Origin of the sequence: Ensifer adhaerens (genome assembly GCF_013283195.1) — a bacterium.
In the GTDB taxonomy this organism is placed as follows: domain Bacteria; phylum Pseudomonadota; class Alphaproteobacteria; order Rhizobiales; family Rhizobiaceae; genus Ensifer; species Ensifer adhaerens_G.
In genome coordinates this window covers 718,494-736,131 of the sequence record NZ_JABEKT010000002.1, presented here as the reverse complement: position 1 = coordinate 736,131, position 17,638 = coordinate 718,494, and the positions used below count along the sequence as shown (strand labels likewise).

15 protein-coding genes and 1 pseudogene are annotated in these 17,638 nt (G+C 63.3%); 10 read left to right on the top strand and 6 right to left on the bottom strand.

What is annotated here, in order from left to right:
* The first annotated feature begins 344 nt into the window (after positions 1-344).
* Together LPJGGPFB_RS19820 and LPJGGPFB_RS19815 are read left to right on the top strand one after the other, a co-directional pair.
* Positions 345-1,445 carry an LLM class flavin-dependent oxidoreductase gene (locus LPJGGPFB_RS19820; RefSeq protein ID WP_173421641.1) on the top strand — a complete coding sequence of 367 codons (1,101 nt, stop codon included), beginning with the start codon at positions 345-347 and terminating at the stop codon, positions 1,443-1,445.
* On the top strand, positions 1,442-2,395 hold the full coding sequence (locus LPJGGPFB_RS19815; protein WP_173421640.1) for an amidohydrolase family protein: 954 nt from the start codon (positions 1,442-1,444) through the stop codon (positions 2,393-2,395). The genes LPJGGPFB_RS19820 and LPJGGPFB_RS19815 overlap by 4 nt, the downstream gene beginning before the upstream one ends.
* An 88-nt stretch (positions 2,396-2,483) precedes the next feature.
* Here the strand turns inward: LPJGGPFB_RS19815 and LPJGGPFB_RS19810 are convergent, their stop codons facing one another.
* The 5 genes from LPJGGPFB_RS19810 to LPJGGPFB_RS19790 are packed head-to-tail and all read right to left on the bottom strand — an operon-like array spanning position 2,484 to position 7,473.
* The gene (locus LPJGGPFB_RS19810) at positions 2,484-3,545 is read right to left on the bottom strand and encodes an aldo/keto reductase (RefSeq protein WP_173421639.1); all 1,062 of its coding nucleotides are present in this window, start codon (positions 3,543-3,545) and stop codon (positions 2,484-2,486) included.
* 14 nt (positions 3,546-3,559) lie between these two features.
* Complete coding sequence (locus LPJGGPFB_RS19805) at positions 3,560-4,504, bottom strand: ABC transporter ATP-binding protein (protein ID WP_173421638.1); 945 nt, start codon at positions 4,502-4,504, stop codon at positions 3,560-3,562.
* On the bottom strand, positions 4,482-5,480 hold the full coding sequence (locus LPJGGPFB_RS19800) for an ABC transporter ATP-binding protein (RefSeq protein ID WP_173421637.1): 999 nt from the start codon (positions 5,478-5,480) through the stop codon (positions 4,482-4,484). Before LPJGGPFB_RS19800 ends, LPJGGPFB_RS19805 begins: the two co-directional genes overlap by 23 nt.
* A 2-nt stretch (positions 5,481-5,482) precedes the next feature.
* Positions 5,483-6,487: an ABC transporter permease gene (locus LPJGGPFB_RS19795; protein ID WP_173421636.1), complete on the bottom strand. Its 1,005-nt coding sequence runs from the start codon at positions 6,485-6,487 to the stop codon at positions 5,483-5,485.
* Positions 6,487-7,473, bottom strand: a complete 987-nt coding sequence (locus LPJGGPFB_RS19790) for an ABC transporter permease (RefSeq protein ID WP_173421635.1) — start codon at positions 7,471-7,473, stop codon at positions 6,487-6,489. The genes LPJGGPFB_RS19795 and LPJGGPFB_RS19790 overlap by 1 nt, the downstream gene beginning before the upstream one ends.
* A gap of 293 nt (positions 7,474-7,766) precedes the next feature.
* On the opposite strand from LPJGGPFB_RS19790, the gene LPJGGPFB_RS19785 reads away from it, so the two are divergent.
* The 7 genes from LPJGGPFB_RS19785 to LPJGGPFB_RS19755 are packed head-to-tail and all read left to right on the top strand — an operon-like array spanning position 7,767 to position 15,236.
* Positions 7,767-8,807: an ABC transporter substrate-binding protein gene (locus LPJGGPFB_RS19785; RefSeq protein ID WP_173421634.1), complete on the top strand. Its 1,041-nt coding sequence runs from the start codon at positions 7,767-7,769 to the stop codon at positions 8,805-8,807.
* 12 nt (positions 8,808-8,819) lie between these two features.
* Entirely contained in the window at positions 8,820-10,052 is a 1,233-nt protein-coding gene (locus LPJGGPFB_RS19780; RefSeq protein ID WP_173421633.1) for an acyl-CoA dehydrogenase family protein, read from the top strand.
* Positions 10,053-10,062: 10 nt separating this feature from the next.
* Entirely contained in the window at positions 10,063-11,097 is a 1,035-nt protein-coding gene (locus LPJGGPFB_RS19775) for an ABC transporter substrate-binding protein (RefSeq protein ID WP_173421632.1), read from the top strand.
* Positions 11,094-11,987, top strand: a complete 894-nt coding sequence (locus tag LPJGGPFB_RS19770; protein ID WP_173421631.1) for an NmrA family NAD(P)-binding protein — start codon at positions 11,094-11,096, stop codon at positions 11,985-11,987. The genes LPJGGPFB_RS19775 and LPJGGPFB_RS19770 overlap by 4 nt, the downstream gene beginning before the upstream one ends.
* A gap of 2 nt (positions 11,988-11,989) precedes the next feature.
* Positions 11,990-13,240 (top strand): FAD-dependent oxidoreductase, encoded by a 1,251-nt coding sequence (locus tag LPJGGPFB_RS19765; RefSeq protein WP_173421630.1) that lies wholly within the window; start codon positions 11,990-11,992, stop codon positions 13,238-13,240.
* Between the two features lie 22 nt (positions 13,241-13,262).
* Positions 13,263-13,913 (top strand): NAD(P)-dependent oxidoreductase, encoded by a 651-nt coding sequence (locus LPJGGPFB_RS19760; RefSeq protein ID WP_173421629.1) that lies wholly within the window; start codon positions 13,263-13,265, stop codon positions 13,911-13,913.
* Between the two features lie 15 nt (positions 13,914-13,928).
* On the top strand, positions 13,929-15,236 hold the full coding sequence (locus LPJGGPFB_RS19755) for an NtaA/DmoA family FMN-dependent monooxygenase (RefSeq protein WP_173421628.1): 1,308 nt from the start codon (positions 13,929-13,931) through the stop codon (positions 15,234-15,236).
* Between the two features lie 174 nt (positions 15,237-15,410).
* Here LPJGGPFB_RS19755 and LPJGGPFB_RS33610 read toward each other — a convergent pair.
* Positions 15,411-15,914: pseudogene (locus LPJGGPFB_RS33610) on the bottom strand (molybdopterin-dependent oxidoreductase); the annotation flags it as partial.
* A 698-nt stretch (positions 15,915-16,612) separates the two neighbouring features.
* On the opposite strand from LPJGGPFB_RS33610, the gene LPJGGPFB_RS19745 reads away from it, so the two are divergent.
* Positions 16,613-17,638, top strand: coding sequence for a BMP family protein (locus LPJGGPFB_RS19745; protein ID WP_173421627.1), 1,026 nt, complete (start codon positions 16,613-16,615; stop codon positions 17,636-17,638).

Genomic DNA, 17,638 nt, shown 5'->3' with positions numbered 1-17,638 from the left:
GTGATAATAGCTTTCTAAAGTCAGCGTCGCTTGTGAAAAATGCTGCATGGCCGCCGTGCCGGGGCCGAAATATCTCTCGCCACAACCATGTTCTCTCAAATTTCCAGCATTTCGCCGAATTCGATGATCGGCAGCGGCCGCCACCAAATGGCACGTCCACCTCAATTCCTGGCATCGGGCGCCTTGTTCCGGCGCAAGCAGAAGGAAAGCGAACGAAAAATCCCGACATCGGCGAACCCTTGAAAAGCCATCCCAAGATCAGCGCGCAAAACGCAATCGACATTATCTACCTATTAAATAGACTATTGAGCGGCGCTGAGCGCGACTGTTTCAAGGAGTTTTCCATGCCATCTGAATTCATCGGCCACACCTCCAACAGGGAGGGGTCCGATATCGTGCCCACCACCGGCCCGGTCATCGACAAGGCCTATATTCGCAATCATGTGCAGGCGGCGGAGGCTGCCGGCATCGACCGGCTGCTGATCGGCCAGTTTGCGCAGTGGCCCGACAACAATCAGATCGCAGCCTTCGTCTTTTCCCAGACAGAGCAGATCGGCGCGCTGCTTGCCCACCGGCCGGGCCTGATGGCGCCGACGCTCGGCGCCCGCCAGCTCGCGACCCTCGACCAGTTCTCGGAGGGTCGCCTGTGGGTGCACATCATCACCGGCGGCTCAGACCTCGATCAGGCCCGCGACGGCGATTTCGAGGATCATGACACCCGCTATGCCCGCACCGACGAATATCTGACCGTGCTGAAGAAGGTCTGGGAGAGCGACCAGCCGTTCGACCACGAAGGACGCTTCTACAGGTTCAAGGGCGCCTTCAGCCAGGTCAAGCCATACCAGAAGCCGCGCATCCCGATCTCCTTTGGCGGCTCGTCGGATGCCGCGATCGCGGTTGCCGGCAAACACGCCGACATCTATGCGCTCTGGGGCGAACCACTCGACGGCGCGAAGGAGACGATCGCCAAGGTGCGGGCCGCCGCCGTCGCCAACGGCCGTGCGGCGGGCGATATCCGCTACACCCTCGCCTTCCGCACCGTGGTCGCTGAAACCGAGGACGCCGCCTGGGCCAAGGCCGCCGATATCCTCGAAAAGGTAAAATCGCAGGTCGCCCGTTCGGCCGGCGGCAATGGCGAGAAGCTGCCGTCGAATGTCGGCTCCGTGCGCCTGCGCGAGGCCGCCAGCCGCGGCAAGGTGCTCGACAAGCGGCTTTGGACCGAGGTCGCCGAGGCAAGCGGTGCGGGCGGCAACTCGACCGCGTTGGTCGGAACGCCGGAGCAGGTGGCAGACGCCATCCTCGACTACTACGACGCCGGCGTTTCCAACTTCCTCGTGCGGGGTTTCTACCCGACCGAAGACACCGTGACCTACGGACGGGACGTGGTGCCGCTCGTCAAGGCCGGCATTGCCGAACGCGAAGCCAGAAAGGTAGCCGCCGAATGACCGCGCCCCTCGATATCGTCGACATCCATGTGCATCTCTGGCCGCCGGCCTGGAGGCCTGACGGCAAACACGCCAGGCCCGCCGGCGGCTTCACGCCGGAGATTTATCGCAAGATCACCACTCCGCAGGCGCTGGTCGAGGAATTCGAGACCGCCGGCGTGTCGCTGGCGATCGTGACTGCAACCATCGAAAGCCTGTTCGGCCTCGAAGGGCCAGTGCCGCTTTCTGCCTTGCGGGAAGCCAACGACTGGCTGGCGACGCTTTCGCGCGACCACTCGACACTCGCCGGCTTTGGCGTCGTCAACGCCTTCTCAGGCGAGGAAGGCGCTCGCGAGGCCGAGCGTGCCATCGTCGAACTCGGGCTTTCCGGTCTCGTCATCGATTCCGCACGTGACGGCAAATTCCTCGCCGATCCCGCGGTCCGCCCAACGCTCGAGGTTGCCGCGCGCCACGAGGTGCCGGTCTTCGTCCACCCGGTTGCCCATCCCCATTCGCATGTGCTGATCGACGGTGCCGGCACGCTCGGCAATTCGCTCGGCCGCGGGCTGATGAACGGCGTCGCCTTCCTGTCGGTGATCCAGTCACCGGTGCTCGACGAACTCCCGGATCTGCACCTGATCTTTGCGACACTCGGCCTCGGCGCCATCGTCCAGGCGGCACGCGGCGACATCTACAGCCGCGCCGAGCGTGCGGCCGGCAAGCGTCCCAACATTTATTTCGACACGATGGGGCACGATCCTGCAATCATTCGCACCCTCACCGGATTCTTCGGCGCGGAGCGGGTGCTGGCCGGAACGGACTGGCCGATCCTTGCAGCAATTGACCGCAGGAGCCTGAACGACAGCTTGGCGGAGGCCGGCCTCAGCGAGGAAGACGCACGCCTTGTCGCCGGCGGCAACGCCAGACGCCTGCTCTCCCTGCGAGAGGCAAGAGCCGAAGCGGCAGAGTAAACGCCGACATCAAAAAGCCCGGGATCGATGATCCCGGGCTTCGTTTCTCGATCACAATCGGCTCGACAGACTGCCGGGCAAAACCGCCTCAGGCGACGCGCTGGGCCCGCGCGAGCGGAATGATCTCTGCCTCCGCAGCGCCCGAGCGCGGGAATCGACCCTCCAGCGGATGGCCCGGATCGGTAAAGCCCGGTGTCGACGGGTGGCCGGCGGCAACCAGCCGGTCGACCAGGGCCTCGTCCTCGGCATCGATCTTCACGTCCAGCGCACGGATGTAGCCGTCCCACTGTTCCTCGGTGCGCGGCCCGCCGATGGTCGAGGTCACCAGCCGGTTGTTCAGGACCCAGGCGAGCGCGAAGTCTGCGGCAGCGATGCCCTTGGCCTGGGCGTGGGCTGCGATCTGCTTGGCAATCGCGATCGATTCGTCGCGGAACTCGACATCATGCATGCGCTTGTCGCCGCGGCCGGCTCGAGTGTCGGCGCCAGGTGCCTCGCCGACATTGTATTTGCCGGTCAGAACGCCGCGCGCCAGCGGGCTATAAGTGACGACGCCGAGCCCGTAGGCGGCAGCGGCCGGCAGTTGCTCGGCTTCCGCCGTACGGTTGACGATGTTGTAGAGCGGCTGGCTTGCGACCGGCCTGTCGATCCCGAGTTCGTCGGCCAGTTGCGCGATCTCGGCGATGCGCCAGCCGCGGAAGTTGGAGACGCCGAAGTAGCGCAGCTTGCCGGCCTTGATCAGGTCGGCGATCGCCCGGACAGGCTCTTCCAGCGGCGCATCGAAGACGGAGCGGTGGAAATAGAGGATGTCGATATAGTCGGTGCCGAGATTGCGCAGCGAGTTCTCGACCGTCTGATAGACCCACTTGCGCGAATAGCCGCCGAGGTTGGGCCCCTTCTTGTGCGAATTGACGAACTTGGTCGCCAGCACCCAGTGATCCCGATGGGCCTTGATGCCACGTCCGACGACCTCTTCCGACTTGCCGTCGTGATAGACGTCGGCCGTGTCAATGAAGTTGATGCCCTGTTCGCGCGCCTTGTCGATGATGCGGAAGGCGACATCATCAGGCGTCTGGTTGCCGAACATCATGGACCCGAGCGTCAGCGGCGACACTTTCAGGGCACTGCGCCCGAGATAGCGATACTCAACCATTCAAAATCTCCATTTCAGTTGATGCTGTCCGCAAAATGGCAGGCCACCTCGTGGCCGGGTGCAATCGAGCGGAATTCCGGTTCTTCGGCGCGGCAGCGGTCTGTCGCGAGCGGGCAGCGGGTGTGAAACCGACAGCCCGAAGGAATGTTGCTGGGGCTCGGCAGATCGCCGCCAAGCGGGGCTGCATGACGCGGCCGCGACGGATCGGGCACCGCCTCCATCAGCGCGCGCGTGTAGGGATGGCACGGATCGGACCAGAGCGTCTCGTTGTCGGCACTCTCGACGATCCGGCCGAGATACATGACCATCACCCGGTCGCAGAAATAGCGAACCACGGAGAGGTCGTGGCTGATGAAGATGTAGGAAAGGCCGAATTCCTTTTTCATCTCGACCAAGAGATTGAGGATCTGCGCCTGGATCGACAGGTCGAGCGCCGAAACAGGCTCGTCGCAGACGATCAGCTCAGGATTGAGCAAGAGCGCGCGGGCGATGCCGATCCGTTGCCGTTGCCCGCCTGAAAATTCGTGCGGATAACGATTGATGGAATCGGCCGGCAAGCCGACCTTCGACACGATTCCGGCGACGATCCCCCGGCGCTCGGCGCTGTCGCCTGCCTTGTGAACCACCAGCGGTGCTTCGAGAATTTCGCCGATCGTGTGGCGCGGATTGAGCGATGCGAAGGGATCCTGGAAAATCATCTGGATCGACTTGCGCACGCTCCTCAGCCGCCGCTGGTCGACGCGTGTGATGTCCTCGCCCTTGAATTCAATCCGCCCCGCGGTCGGATCGACGAGGCGAAGCAGGGTCTTGCCGAGGGTCGACTTGCCGCAACCGCTTTCGCCGACGAGCCCAACCGTCTCGCCACGCTCAACGAAGAGATCGACGCCATCGAGAGAGCGCAGCAGCCCGTCGCGACTCTGGTAGTGGGTCTTGAGGTCAGTAACGGAGAGCAACGGCATCGGGCACGGCCTTGATCGACGAGGTGAAGGGGCAGGCGACGAGGCGATCGGGCGCCGGCACGGTCAGAGGCGGAATGTGATGGCCGCAGCTCGCGCGCGCCTGGGTGCAGCGCGGCCTGAAGGGACAGCCCGCTTCGCCGACGGCCGAAACGATCGATCCCGGAATTTCGGTGAGCGCGCCGTCGCGATAGTGAAAATCGTTCTTGAGGCGGGGCGAAGCGGCAAGCAGGCCGCGCGTATACGGGTGCAGCGGATCCTTGAAGAGGTCGTCGGGCAGCGCCTGTTCCACCTTGCGCCCCGCATACATCACCACCACCCGGTCGGCCCATTGCGCCACCACGCCAAGGTCATGGGTGATGAGCACCACAGCCATCTGCAGCTCGCGCCTGAGCGTGTCGAGCAGATCGAGCACCTGCGCCTGGATCGTCACGTCGAGGGCCGTCGTCGGCTCGTCGGCGATCAACAGTTTCGGCCGGCACGCAACCGCCATCGCAATCATCACCCTCTGGCGCATGCCGCCGGACAGCTGGTGCGGATAATCGTCCACCCGCTTGTCGGCACCGGGGATACGCACAAGATTGAGGAGCTCGATCGCCCGCGCCCGCGCCGCCCGCCCCGAGAGTTTTTCGTGGACCTTCAGCACCTCGGAGATCTGCCTGCCGATCGTCATCACCGGGTTGAGGCTGGTCATCGGCTCCTGGAAGATCATTCCGATCTCGCGCCCGCGCAGGCGCCGCATCTGGCTGGCATCGAGTGTCAGCAGATCCTGTTCGTCAAAGGTGATACGGCCACTGCTCACTCTTGCCGCCCGCGGCAAGAGCTGCATCAGGGCCAGAGCCGTCAGCGATTTTCCCGAGCCCGATTCCCCGACGATCGCCAGCGTCTCGCCTTCAGCCACTTCAAAGGAGAGGTTGCGGACCGGCTCGGCGCGCGGAAAGCCGATGGTGAGGTTTTCGACCTGAAGCAAAGGAGCCATCGTCAGCGATCCCCAGAGAAGCGGGGGTTGAGCGCGTCGTTCAACCCGTCGCCGATGAGGTTGAGCGCCAGCACCGTGAAGACAATCGCAAGCCCGGGCAGCGCCGTCAGATACCAGGCGGTCCTGACGAGCTCGCGGCCGGTCCCGATCATCGACCCCCAACTGACCACATTGGGATCGCCGAGCCCCATGAAGGACAGCGCCGATTCCATCAGGATCGCGGTTGCCACCATGACCGAAGAGGTGACGATGATCGGCGGCAGGGCGTTGGGCAGGATCTCGCGGAAAATGATGCGGCCATGACCGAAACCGAGGCTGCGGGCGGCCATGACGAAATCCTTCTCGCGGATCGCGCGGAATTCTGCGCGGGTCAGCCGCGCCACGGTCGGCCAGGAGATGACGGCGATTGCAAGCGTCACCGTCGTCGCCGAGGGCTGGGCGATGGCGACGAGCACGACGAGAAGCACGAAGCTCGGCAGCGTCTGGAAGATCTCGACAAGCCGCATCAGGATATCGTCGACCCAGCCGCCGAAATAGCCGGAGGCAGCACCGACCAGCACGCCGAACGTCAATCCCAATGCCGTTGCCGTCAGGCCGACGAAAAGGGATATGCGAGAACCGTGGAGGATGCCGGCGAGCACGTCGCGTCCGAGGGAATCCGTGCCGAGCGGAAATGCCGGATCCTGTCCGGGCCACAGGAACGGCCGCCCCACCATCGAAAGCGGATCGTCGGGAAAAAACACCGGCGCCAGAAGGGCGACCGCGATGACGAGACAGAGGAAGCCTGTGCCGAACAGCGCGTTCGGATTGGCGAAGAAGACCTTCAGCGCCCGGCGCCCGTTGGTGATCGCAATTGTCGCGCTCTGCTGGGAGCGTGCGTCCGGCGCCTTGACGTTGGACCAGGCAGGCCCCTCCGTCGCGACAACCGCGGTCGGCTGCTCACTTTCGGTGGCAGATGCATAGGCGCTTGAAATGTTGCGGAGTGCTCCGACACCGGTGGTGGACATCAGCGTGCTCCAATTCGGGGATCGAGCCAGGCGTGAACGAGGTCCACGGCGGCATTGGCAAGGATGACGAGAAGCGAGGACAACAGGAGGATGCCGAGCAGCACCGTGAAATCGCGGCCCATCACTGCTTCGAAGGCGAGCCGGCCAAGGCCGGGCCAGCTATAGACCGTCTCGACCACGACGGCGCCGCCGAGCATGCCGCCGATATGCATGCCGGCCATGGTGGTGATCGGGATCAGGGCGTTGCGCAGCACATGGCGGGCGGTCACGCCGAACGGCGTCAACCCCTTGGCATAGGCGGTGCGAACGAAGTCCTGGTTCTTGACCTCGAGCATCGAGGCTCGCGTCAGTCGCGCATAGATCGCCACATAGAAAAGCGCGAGCGACGTTGCCGGCAGCACCATGTAGCGCGCCGCGTCTAACAGAGCGGCCCAGCCCGTCAGCCGCGAACCGATCGTGCCCGAGCCGCCGCTTGGCAGCCAGCCGAGCTTGACCGAAAAGAAAACGATCAGCATCAGCCCGATCCAAAAGCTCGGGATCGAATAGAACAGCAGCGAGAAGACTGAGAGCAGCCGGTCGGGTATGCGGCCCGCAAACGTCGCCATCAGTGATCCGAGGATGACGCCGAGGAAGATCGCGATGATGAGTGCCACCGCCATCAGCGTCAGCGTTCCCGGCAGGCGCTGGGCGATCAGGTCGGCGACCGGCATGCCGTAGCGCGGCGAAAATCCGAGGCTGAAATGCGCGAGGTTGTTGAGGTAGGTCGCCAGTTGCTCCAGCACCGGACTGTCCAGCCCGAAGCGGGCCCTCAGCGCCGCCACGCTTTCCTCGGTCGCCGACCCCGCCTCGCCGGCCAGCACGTCGGCAGCGTCGCCCGGCGCCAGCTGCAGCAGGAAGAAATTGAGGATGATGATCCCGAGCAGGGTCGGAATTGCCTGCAACAGCGTGCGTCGCAGTGTTCTGACAATTCTGACCAAAGCCGGCATGCCTGTCGTCTCTCAGTTGGAAACTCGCACAAAGCGAAACGTGTCATCGACCCGGTTTCCCGAAGCCGATGATTTTATTGTTGACTAACTCTATAGGCTTTGTCAAACCTGTTTTGGTAATTTCAACTCGATAACCCCGGCATATAGGAACCAGTTTCCCACACAAGGGCAATACGGCGCCGAATGAAGGAGATATTTCTCCAAATTCGAAGCGCGCAGCAACAGCGCACTACAAAGTCCCTTCGGAGTGAAAAAGGCTTCCTGATACCAACGTGAAGGACGGCAGAGGATCCATGACGCGCAAGAACGCCATCTCACAAATCTGGTATACCCGCTGCCCGGTGCCGACCCCGGTCGGCCTTGCGACCCAGCTGGGCCTGCTCGACGAAGCCTTCGCCAGCGAGGGTATCACCCTCAATTCCATCATCGACAGCAAGGACCGGACGATCCGGTCCAGCCACTTCAACCATCATCTCGACTACTCGTTTCGCCACGGCGGCAACGTCCCGCCGATCCGGGCCCGTTCGGAAGGCAATCCGACACGACTCGTCGGCATTACCTGGACCGACGAGTTCCAGGCGATCATCACCTTGCCAGGTACGGGCATCAGGACGACGCGGGACCTGGTCGGCCGTCGCTTCGGCATTGCCCGACGCCCGCCGGGCATTGTCGACTTCATGGCGGCGACCGCACTGAAGGGATTGGTCTCCGCTTTGTCGCTCGAGGGCCTGACGCACACCGACGTCGAGATCGTCGATATCCCGCTTGAAGACACGGTGCTCGACAATCGCGACGGGCCGCAACTTTACGGCCTGCGCAACCGGCAGGCCTATGGCCCGGAGGTCGCAGCGCTGCTTCGCGGCGAAGTCGATGCCATCTACGTCAAGGGCACGCCCGGCATCAGCGTCGCCAACCTCTTCGCCACCCACACTGTGGCCGAATTCGGCTTCCACCCGGATCCGAAAATCCGCATCAATTCGGGCTCGCCGCGCATCCTCACCGTCGACGAGCGGCTGGCGGAGGATCGACCCGACCTGGTGGTGAAGCTGATCGAGACCCTGAAGCGCGCGAGTGCCTGGGCCGAGGCGCACCCGGACGAGGTGCGCCGCTTCGTTGCCCGCGAAGTCGGGGCATCGGAAGAGGTCGTCGCAGCCGCCAACGGCCCGGACCTGCATCGCCACCTCGGAATTGGGCTCGAGCCCGAACTCGTCGATGCGATCGGACACTACAAGGACTTCCTGCATGAATGGGGCTTCCTTGCCCAGAACTTCGACATCGAAGCCTGGGTCGACCGTCGCCCCTGGGCCGATCTCGAAACACGCGCCGTTGCCTGACCGGAGAAACCGATGAGCGCCCCAACTGAAATCGAATTGGCGATTGAAAGGGCCGAGGACCTAGGAAAGCGCTTTGCGCTGACCGCCCGGCACTACGACGAAACCGGCGAGTTTCCCTTCGCCAATTTCGATGCGCTTCACGAGGCCGGGCTGCTCGGCCTTGTGACCGCGAGGGAACACGGCGGCCTCGGCGGCGGGTTGACCGAAGCGCTTGTCGTCGTCTCCGCCATTGCCCGCGGCGAGCCGTCCACCGCACTCGTTCTCTCCATGCACTACAACCAGCACTATTCGCTGCGCACGTCGGCGAAGTGGCCGGCACATCTCATCGAGCGCGTGACCAGGGCCAACCGCGAGGGCGTGGCGCTGATCAATGCCGCACAGGTCGAGTCGCGCGTCGGCTCTCCGTCGCATGGTTCGCTTCCCGAGACGATCGCACGTCGTGTCGGCGACCACTGGCGGATCACCGGCCATAAGACCTATGCGACCGGCATTCCGCTCCTGCGCTGGGTTTCCGTGCTCGCCGTCACCGACGAGCCGGTGCCGCGGCTCGGGTCGTTTCTCGTGCCGACATCGGCGGACGGTATCCGGGTCGAAAAGACCTGGAATGCCACGGGCATGCGCGCCACCAACAGCGACGATCTGATCCTCGACGACGTCGCCGTGCCGCTGGAAGACGTGCTCGATATCGCACCGGCAAGCGAAGGCCTGAAGCGCGACGAGCGCATGGGCGCATGGTATTTCAGCCTCGTGCCGTCAATCTACGACGGTGCCGCACGCGGCGCCCGTGACTGGCTGATCGAGTTCACCACCACGCGGGCACCGGCAAGCCTCGGCGCATCGCTTTCGACCGTGCCGCGCATTCAGGACGGGCTTGGCCAGATCGAGGTGCTGCTGACCGTCAATCGCCGGTTGCTGCGCTCAATTGCCGAGGATTTCGACGCCGGCCGATCGTTCGGTCCGGATGCGGCCGCGGTCAAGCACACCGTCATCGAGAATGCGATTGCCGTGACCACGCTGGCGCTGGAACTCGGCGGCAATCCAGGCATCAGCCGCGACAATCCGCTGGAGCGCCATCATCGCGACGCCCTGTCCGGCAAAGCGCATGCCCCGCAGAACAACCTGATCCGAACGATGCTCGCCAAGGCGGCGCTCAGCCGGCATGCAGCCGCCCCTGCCGAACCGCTGGAGCCGGTGCCCGTGCGCACCCATCAACAACCCCGCCTCGCCGTTGTCGGCCGCAGCTAGGAGCTTCGCGATGTCATCCCTCTCCTCCGTCTGGTACACCCGCTGCCCGGCCCCGACACCCCTGTCGATCGCCCATCAACTCGGTTGGATCGACCGGCAGTTCGAAGCCGCCGGTGTTGCCGTTCACTCGATCCGCGACAGCAAGAACAAGGACGTCCGCGAAAGCCATTTCACCCATGCGCTGGACCATTCCTTCCGGCAGGGCGGCAACATCCCGCCGATCTGGGCACGCTCGGGTGGGCGCCAGACCCGGGTGGTTGGCATCACCACCACGGACGAATTTCAGGCGATCATCGCGCTTCCCGGCTCAGGCATCGCCAAGGGCGCCGACCTGAAAGGCCGGCGCATCGGCGTGCCGCGCAAACCGAATGAAGCCATCGTCGATTTCCAGCGGGCCACTGCGCTTAAGGGCATCGTTTCGGCGCTGTCGCTTGCGGAGCTTGATCATGGCGAAGTCGAGCTGGTCTATCTCGACAGCAAGGAGGCGAACCTGATCGAGCGGGGCAACGCGGCCTTCCTCGGCCTGAAGCGTCGCTACCCCTATGGCGACGAGCTTCTGGCGCTGGCCGCCGGCAAGATCGATGCCTTCTTCGTCAAGGGGGCCGAGGGGCTGGTGCTCGCCAACCAGATCGGCGCCGTCGTCGTCTCGGAATTCGGCTTCCACCCCGACGCCAAGATCCGCATCAACAACGGCACGCCGCGGCCGCTGACCGTCGATCTCAAATTTCTCGACGAACATTTCGACCTCGTCACCGGCCTTGTCGCAACGGTCGCGCGCGTCGCCGACTGGGCGGATGCGAACCCGGAAGACGCCGTGCGCTTCATCGCCAACGAAATCGGCGTCGGCGAAGATGCAATCTGGGCTGCGAACGGCCCAGATGTCCATCGCCACCTCACGCTGACCCTGGACGATGACCAGGTGGCAGCATTCGACCACTTCAAGCAGTTTCTGCTCGAATGGGGGTTCATTCCGGCCGACTTCGACGTCCGTGACTGGATCGACCGCCGGCCGCTGGATGCAGCATCACGGAAGGCGGCCGCATGAGCACGACACCAATTCTTGTCACCGGTGCGCCAATCGTCGTCACCGGCGCGACCGGCAGGCTCGGCCAGTTGATCCTCCAACGACTGTTGGCACTGAAGCAACCGGTTCGCGTCTTCACGCGCCGGCCCGATGTCGCACGGAAGCTCTTTGGCGAAAGCGTGCACGTCGCCGCCGGCGACTTCGGTGATCGCAGGTCACTCGACGCTGCCCTGCACGGCGCCAACAGGCTGCTGCTTTTGTCGCCGATAAGCGCCAGGCTCGTTACGGACCAGATCGGCGTCGCTGACGCCGCCGTCGCGGCGGGCGTCCAGCGCATCGTCAAGATCTCGGGCTCCGACTGGACCATCGATCCACCCGGCAATTCCATCTCGGGCGACGCGCACGCCGCCGTCGAACGACACCTCGCCAGCCTTCCCGCGGTCGCAGTTTCGCTTCGGCCGAATGCCTGGATGCAGGTTTCGCTCGCCAATACCATCCGTCACGCAATCGCCAACAATACGGTAGCGGCGGCCAAGATCGAGGCCGGCGTCGGCTACATCGATGCTCGGGATATCGCCGACGTCGCGGTCAATCAGTTGCTCTCCGAACGCGTCGGCGGGCGAACGCTCAATCTCACCGGTCCTGATATCGTTACGGCGCGCCAGGTGGCCGAGCTCCTTTCAACGGTCTTGAACCGGCCGATTGCTGCTGTCGATAAGGCTCCTTTGCCGGCATCTCAGGACGCCGATTTCGAGCACCGTGCAATCGCGCAGTTCGTCCGGCTGATCGCCGCCGGCCGCGCAGCCACGACCACCGATGTCGTGAGGTCGCTGCTCGGCCGACCACCGCGCAGCGTCGCAGCCTTCATCTCCGAACACGTCGCCGCAGAGGCGGCGCTCGCCGAGTCATAGCCATGAGCATCCCCTTCGTTGATATCGCCATCATCGGCGGCGGCCCGGGTGGCCTCGCGCTCGCCCAGGGTCTGAAGAAGAACGGCATCGATACCGCAGTATTCGAACGCGATCCGGTCCGCGCCGACTATGTGCAGGGCTTTCGCATGCGCATCCGCCAACGCGGTATCGACGCACTTCAGGCCAACCTGCCGCCTTACCTATTTCAAGCGTTCCTAGACACGCTCGGACTTGCTCCGACCGAAAACCTGATCCTCGACGAAAGCTTCGAACGGCTGGAGGATATCGGGCAAGCCAGTCGCGAGCCCGAGGACACCCATATTGAAAAATCGGTGAGCCGGATCACGCTGCGGCAGATCCTTCTTTCCGGGCTCGATAATATTCTCCACACGGGCAAGCACTTCGAGCGCTACGGGGCGCTGCCGGATAGCACGGTTGTGGCCCATTTCACGGACGGATCGGCAGTGCGGACCAATCTCCTGGTTGGTGCCGACGGTGCGGGTTCTGCGGTCCGCAGGCAGTTGCTGCCCGATCTGAAGAGCATTGACACCGGTGTGCGGCGCCTGGCCGGCAAAATCAGCCTTGACGTGGCCGCACGCCATGACATCTCGCCGCTTCTGACCGAGTTCAACACCAATATCCGCCCGCGCGACGGCCGCGGTCTGATGATCACCAGCCACCGGGTCGATCCATCAGCCCATGCCCGGCACGACTTTATTGGCGCAGAAGACCCTGGTCATCGCGACATCCCCGGCTTTCATTTCAACAACTCCACCAGCTACACTTGGTGGAACACGGCCTACGACACCGACGAGCTTGGCCCGGACGATGTGCTTGAACAGCTCGACGGTACGGGCCTGCTGCAAACGCTGCTTCAACGTATCGGCCATTGGGACGAACGCATCCTGAAGCTCATCCGTCACAGCGATCCGTCGACGGTGGCATTTCTCAAGGTCAAGAGCTCGACCCCCGGCGCGCAATGGCAGACGGGTCCTGTCACGCTGCTCGGCGATGCGATCCACGCGATGACCTATTTCCGCGCGCTCGGCGGTAACACCGCGCTCTACGACACCGGCCTTCTGGTTCGCGAGCTCGTTGCCGCGCGGCATCAGGGCAAGCCGCTGCTTGCGGCCGTCAACGACTATGAAAACGCCATGCGCGAACACGGCTATGAGGCCGTCCGGTCCTCGCTCTCCGCCATGCAACGTAACGTCGGGGCCAACCGTCCGCTGAAGTCGGTGCCCGCACTCTAAAAACCTCAGGAAAGATCTGATCATGTCCATCGTCGTCTTTGGCGCCTCCGGAAACATCGGCAGCAATATCCGCAAGGAGGCACTGTCACGCGGCCGCCGTGTGACGGCCGTCACCCGCTCCACCGACATCGAGCCTGAAGAAGGCCTCACCCTGCACAAGGCCGACATCGCCGATGTCGGCGAAGTCGCAAAAATCGTCGCCGGACACGACGCCGTCATCAGCGCCTATAGCCCGGGTCTGCGCCGTCATTCCGCGGAGGACGCCGCAGAGCTGATCCGAGACGCGCACGCGTCGCTGCTTGCAGGCGTCAAGCAGGCGGGTGTGCGCCGCATCATCATCGTCGGCGGCGTCGGCAGCCTGGAGGCGAGCCCTGGCGTCGATGTGGTCGACAGCGATTTCTATCCGGCCGAGCACAAGGCTCACACGCTGCGCAACCGCGAGATCCTGCGCAGCCTGAAGCGCGGCGAACACGATCTCGACTGGACCTATGTCTCGCCGCCGCTGTCGATCAAGGCCGGCGAAAGAACTGGAACATTCAGGCTCGGCGAAGACAGGCTCTTGCGCAACGAGGCGGGCGAGAGCAGCATTTCAGAAGCCGACTTCGCCATCGCCATTCTCGATGAACTCGAAAAAGGACAGTTCATCGGCCGCCGCTTCACCGCGGCGTACTGAAGGACCGTGATCGGCATGTCCCGCAAGACGCGCAAGCTCAACCTTAATGTCGGCATCAACACCACGGGCTACCTGCCGGCCGCCTGGAAGTACCGCACCGGCGACCGCCACGACATCTACGATCCCGGCTACTATCGCCGCCTGACGGAACTGGCGCACAGGGGCCTGTTCGACGCGGTGTTCTTTTCTGATCACCCGGCGATGATGACCGACCCGAACAGCCGGCCGTTCCATACGATCGACCCGCTGATCCTTTGTACCGCCTTGGCCGCGCAGGTGCCCGACATCGGCTTCGTCGCGACGATGTCATCCACCTACAATTCGCCCTACAATCTCGCGCGCCGCACCCAGTCGACGGACATCATTTCCGGCGGCCGGCTGATCATCAACATCGTCTCGTCCTTCAACCCCAATGTTGCCGCCAACTTCGGCTCGGCACCGCTGCCGCCCCGCAGCGAGCGCTACGCCAAGGCGTCCGAATTCCTCGATGTCACCAAGAAACTCTGGGCGAGCTGGGATCCGGCCCGGGAAGGCAGCATCCCGGACGACCGGTTCTGGGATGCGGCAAGCGCCCGGGCGATCGACCATGACGGCGATCATTTCTCCGTCAGGGGACCGCTCAACGTGCCGCGCGGGCCCCAAGGCCATCCAGTGATCGCGCAGGCCGGCGCCTCCGAGGGCGGCATCGATCTCGCCGCGCGCCACGGCGAAATCATCTATTGCAACATCCTCTCCCGCCCGGCCGGCCAGGCTTTCGGTGCGAAAGTCAAAAGCCGCGCCGCGGCTCTTGGCCGGGATCCGACCGGCATCCGCATCGTGCCCGGCCTCGTGGTCATCCTCGGCGAGACCCGTGAAGAGGCGTTGCGCAAGCACGAGCTGTTCAGCGGCGCCGGCTCCGAGGACGGGCTGATCGCCAGATTCATCAAGGATAATGGCATCGATCCGGATGGCTTCGATCCGGATGCGGTTCTCAATCCCGAACGCTTCGTGCCCGATCCCAACCGGCTTCAGGCGGTCGGCATGGGGCTCGGGCTCCTTGATCTGCTGACACACGAAAGGCTCACGGCCAGACAGGTCGTGCGCCGCTCGGAGGGCCATCACCGCCTGCTGCTCGGCACGCCGGAGGAAGTGGCGGACGCCCTCATCGATCTCTGGTCTGACGGCACCGTCGACGGCTACACGCTTCAGCCGCCCCGGGCACCTGATGACATCGAGGAATTCGTCGAGAAAGTCGTCCCTATCCTCCAGGACCGCGGTGTCTATCGCAGCCGATATGAGGAGCGAACAGTCAGAGAGCGCTACGGTTTGCCTTTTCCAGTTTGATAGATACAGGACAGCTGCAAGGGCAGACGACGAGGCGGCGAGCAAGAGCGCGACAGGTTATAAGACAACCCGTCGCGTCGAAGAGCAACCGGCGCCGTCTTCTCGACTCTGCAACGCACCTGCCTTCCGACTGCAGCGTCAACGGTGTTTGTTGAGGCGCTCGGTCTCCGATCTTCAGGTTATTTCTGCTGTTACGGAGTGGATCGAGTTGTTACCGTAGCCCAGACAGTTCCACTCAGCGCGCTCAGGCTGAGTCCGGCCTGCTGTGTCGGTGGCGCGCGCCCGCACTGTCAGCGGCCCGTCTGCTCAAGTCGCGTGATCAGCTCCCACCATTGCCGGGCAAAGCTCCGCTGTTCGCCAATGAGCCGCGCCTCGCCCCATGGGCCGCCATTCAGGCTTACATCGACTTTGGGTATGCTCCCGGCGCCCGACCACGCGACACCCCGGATCGCGGTCTCGCCGCGCGGCAGGTGCTCTCCCTGGTCCGGGCGAAGAAATTAGCGCTCGCACGTTCATAAGTGTCACCGGCGCGCGCTCGTCGTGCCCGTTCCGGGGCCATTGATACCAATACTTCTCGATTTGATAGTGGGCCTTGCAGGGCTGGTCGGTAACGACGATCTCGGTCATCCACTTGACGGACGCCACCGCATACCACCCGGGTACGATCAACGGCCTCGGCCTTGATCAGAACACCGTGGCGAGCGGCGCCCGATCGGCTCAAGTGCTTCAACAGCATCGTTCCCTTGGCCGGATCGCGCGCGGGGCAGGTGTCGGGCGAGTGCTGATGATGCACAATGAACAAGGGCATAGAGATCTCCATGCTGCGGCGCGTCGAACCATCCGCTCGGCCCGAATGCGATCAGTTCTGATCCTTGGACACGTTGACTGCCGGCGCGAACAAAGATCGTCCCAATACCTGCACAATGCGCATTGGACTGCGCACCCTGCCGGCAAGACAGACACTCATCGGACGCAATTTATCACGCCCGGGCTTCGGTTTCGCCCGATATCGTTGGCAAGATCCCGCACGTGTTGCCGATGAACTTAAATCGCGTTCAATTCCGACCATCCTATCGGGCGACACCAATATCCCCATTGAGCCTGGCGCAAGTATGCCGACTGGAGCTCACGCCGAGGCACTCATCAATTTAACGGGCGGGGCCGGGTTGGAATGGGCGCTCTTCTTTAGGGATAGATTGTGCACAACGCGACATAGGTGCGCCTTCGCCGTTGTGCTCCGATGGCTTATTTCCATCACCTGAGCGTGAGGTGAACTTTCCGCGGCGTCCAATTGCTGCAATCTTCAACTTCACCTACATTGACCAAGTGGTAAAAAGACGCGTTCCAAAACGCGCAATCAATCAGAGGGGAATTTCATGCATAGCAATTCCTTCAATCTCGCCATTTCCAGAAGAAACCTGATCAAAATTGCCGGCGCTTCCGCCGCAGTGGCCGCGGCGGGTCTACCAGGTCGTCTGCTGGCTGCTGACCCGATCAAGGTGGCAGCCGTTTATACCGTACCGGTCGAGCAACAGTGGGTCAGCCGCATCCACAAGGCGGCCAACGCCGCCAAGGAACGCGGCGACATCGAATACGTCTACTCCGAAAACACCGCGAACAACGACTACGAGCGCGTCATGCGCGAATATTGCGAGGCCGGCCACAAGCTGATCCTGGGCGAAGTCTTCGGCGTTGAGGATGCCGCCCGCGCCGTCGCCAAGGACTATCCTGATGTCGCCTTCCTGATGGGCTCGAGCTTCAAACCCGATGCCGCCGTGCCCAACTTCTCGGTGTTCGACAACTACATTCAGGACGCATCCTATCTGTCCGGCCTCATCGCCGGCGCAATGACCAAGTCCAAAAACATCGGCATGGTGGGAGGCTATCCGATCCCGGAGGTCAACCGGCTGATGAACGCATTCATGGTCGGCGTTAAGGAAGTGGCACCGGATACCAAGTTCCAGGTTGCCTTCATCGGCTCATGGTTCGATCCGCCCAAGGCGAAGGAGACCGCATTCGCCCAGATCGATGGCGGTGCAGACCTCCTGTATGCCGAACGTTTCGGCGTGTCCGATGCCGCCAAGGAAAAGAAGATCCTGGCCATCGGCAATGTCATCGATACCCAGGCGGACTATCCGGATACGGTCGTCGCCTCCGCGTTGTGGCACTTCGAACCGACGCTCGACAAGGCGATAGCCGAAGTGAAGGCCGGCACGTTCAAGGCGGACGACTACGGCGTCTATTCCTTCATGAAGAACGGCGGCTGTTCGCTCGCACCTCTCGGCACCTTCGACGGCAAGGTTCCCGACGACGTCAAGGCCAAGGTCGCGGAGAAGGAAAAGGCGATCAAGGGCGGCTCTTTCACCGTCGAGGTCAACGACGCCGAGCCGAAGTCGAGCTAG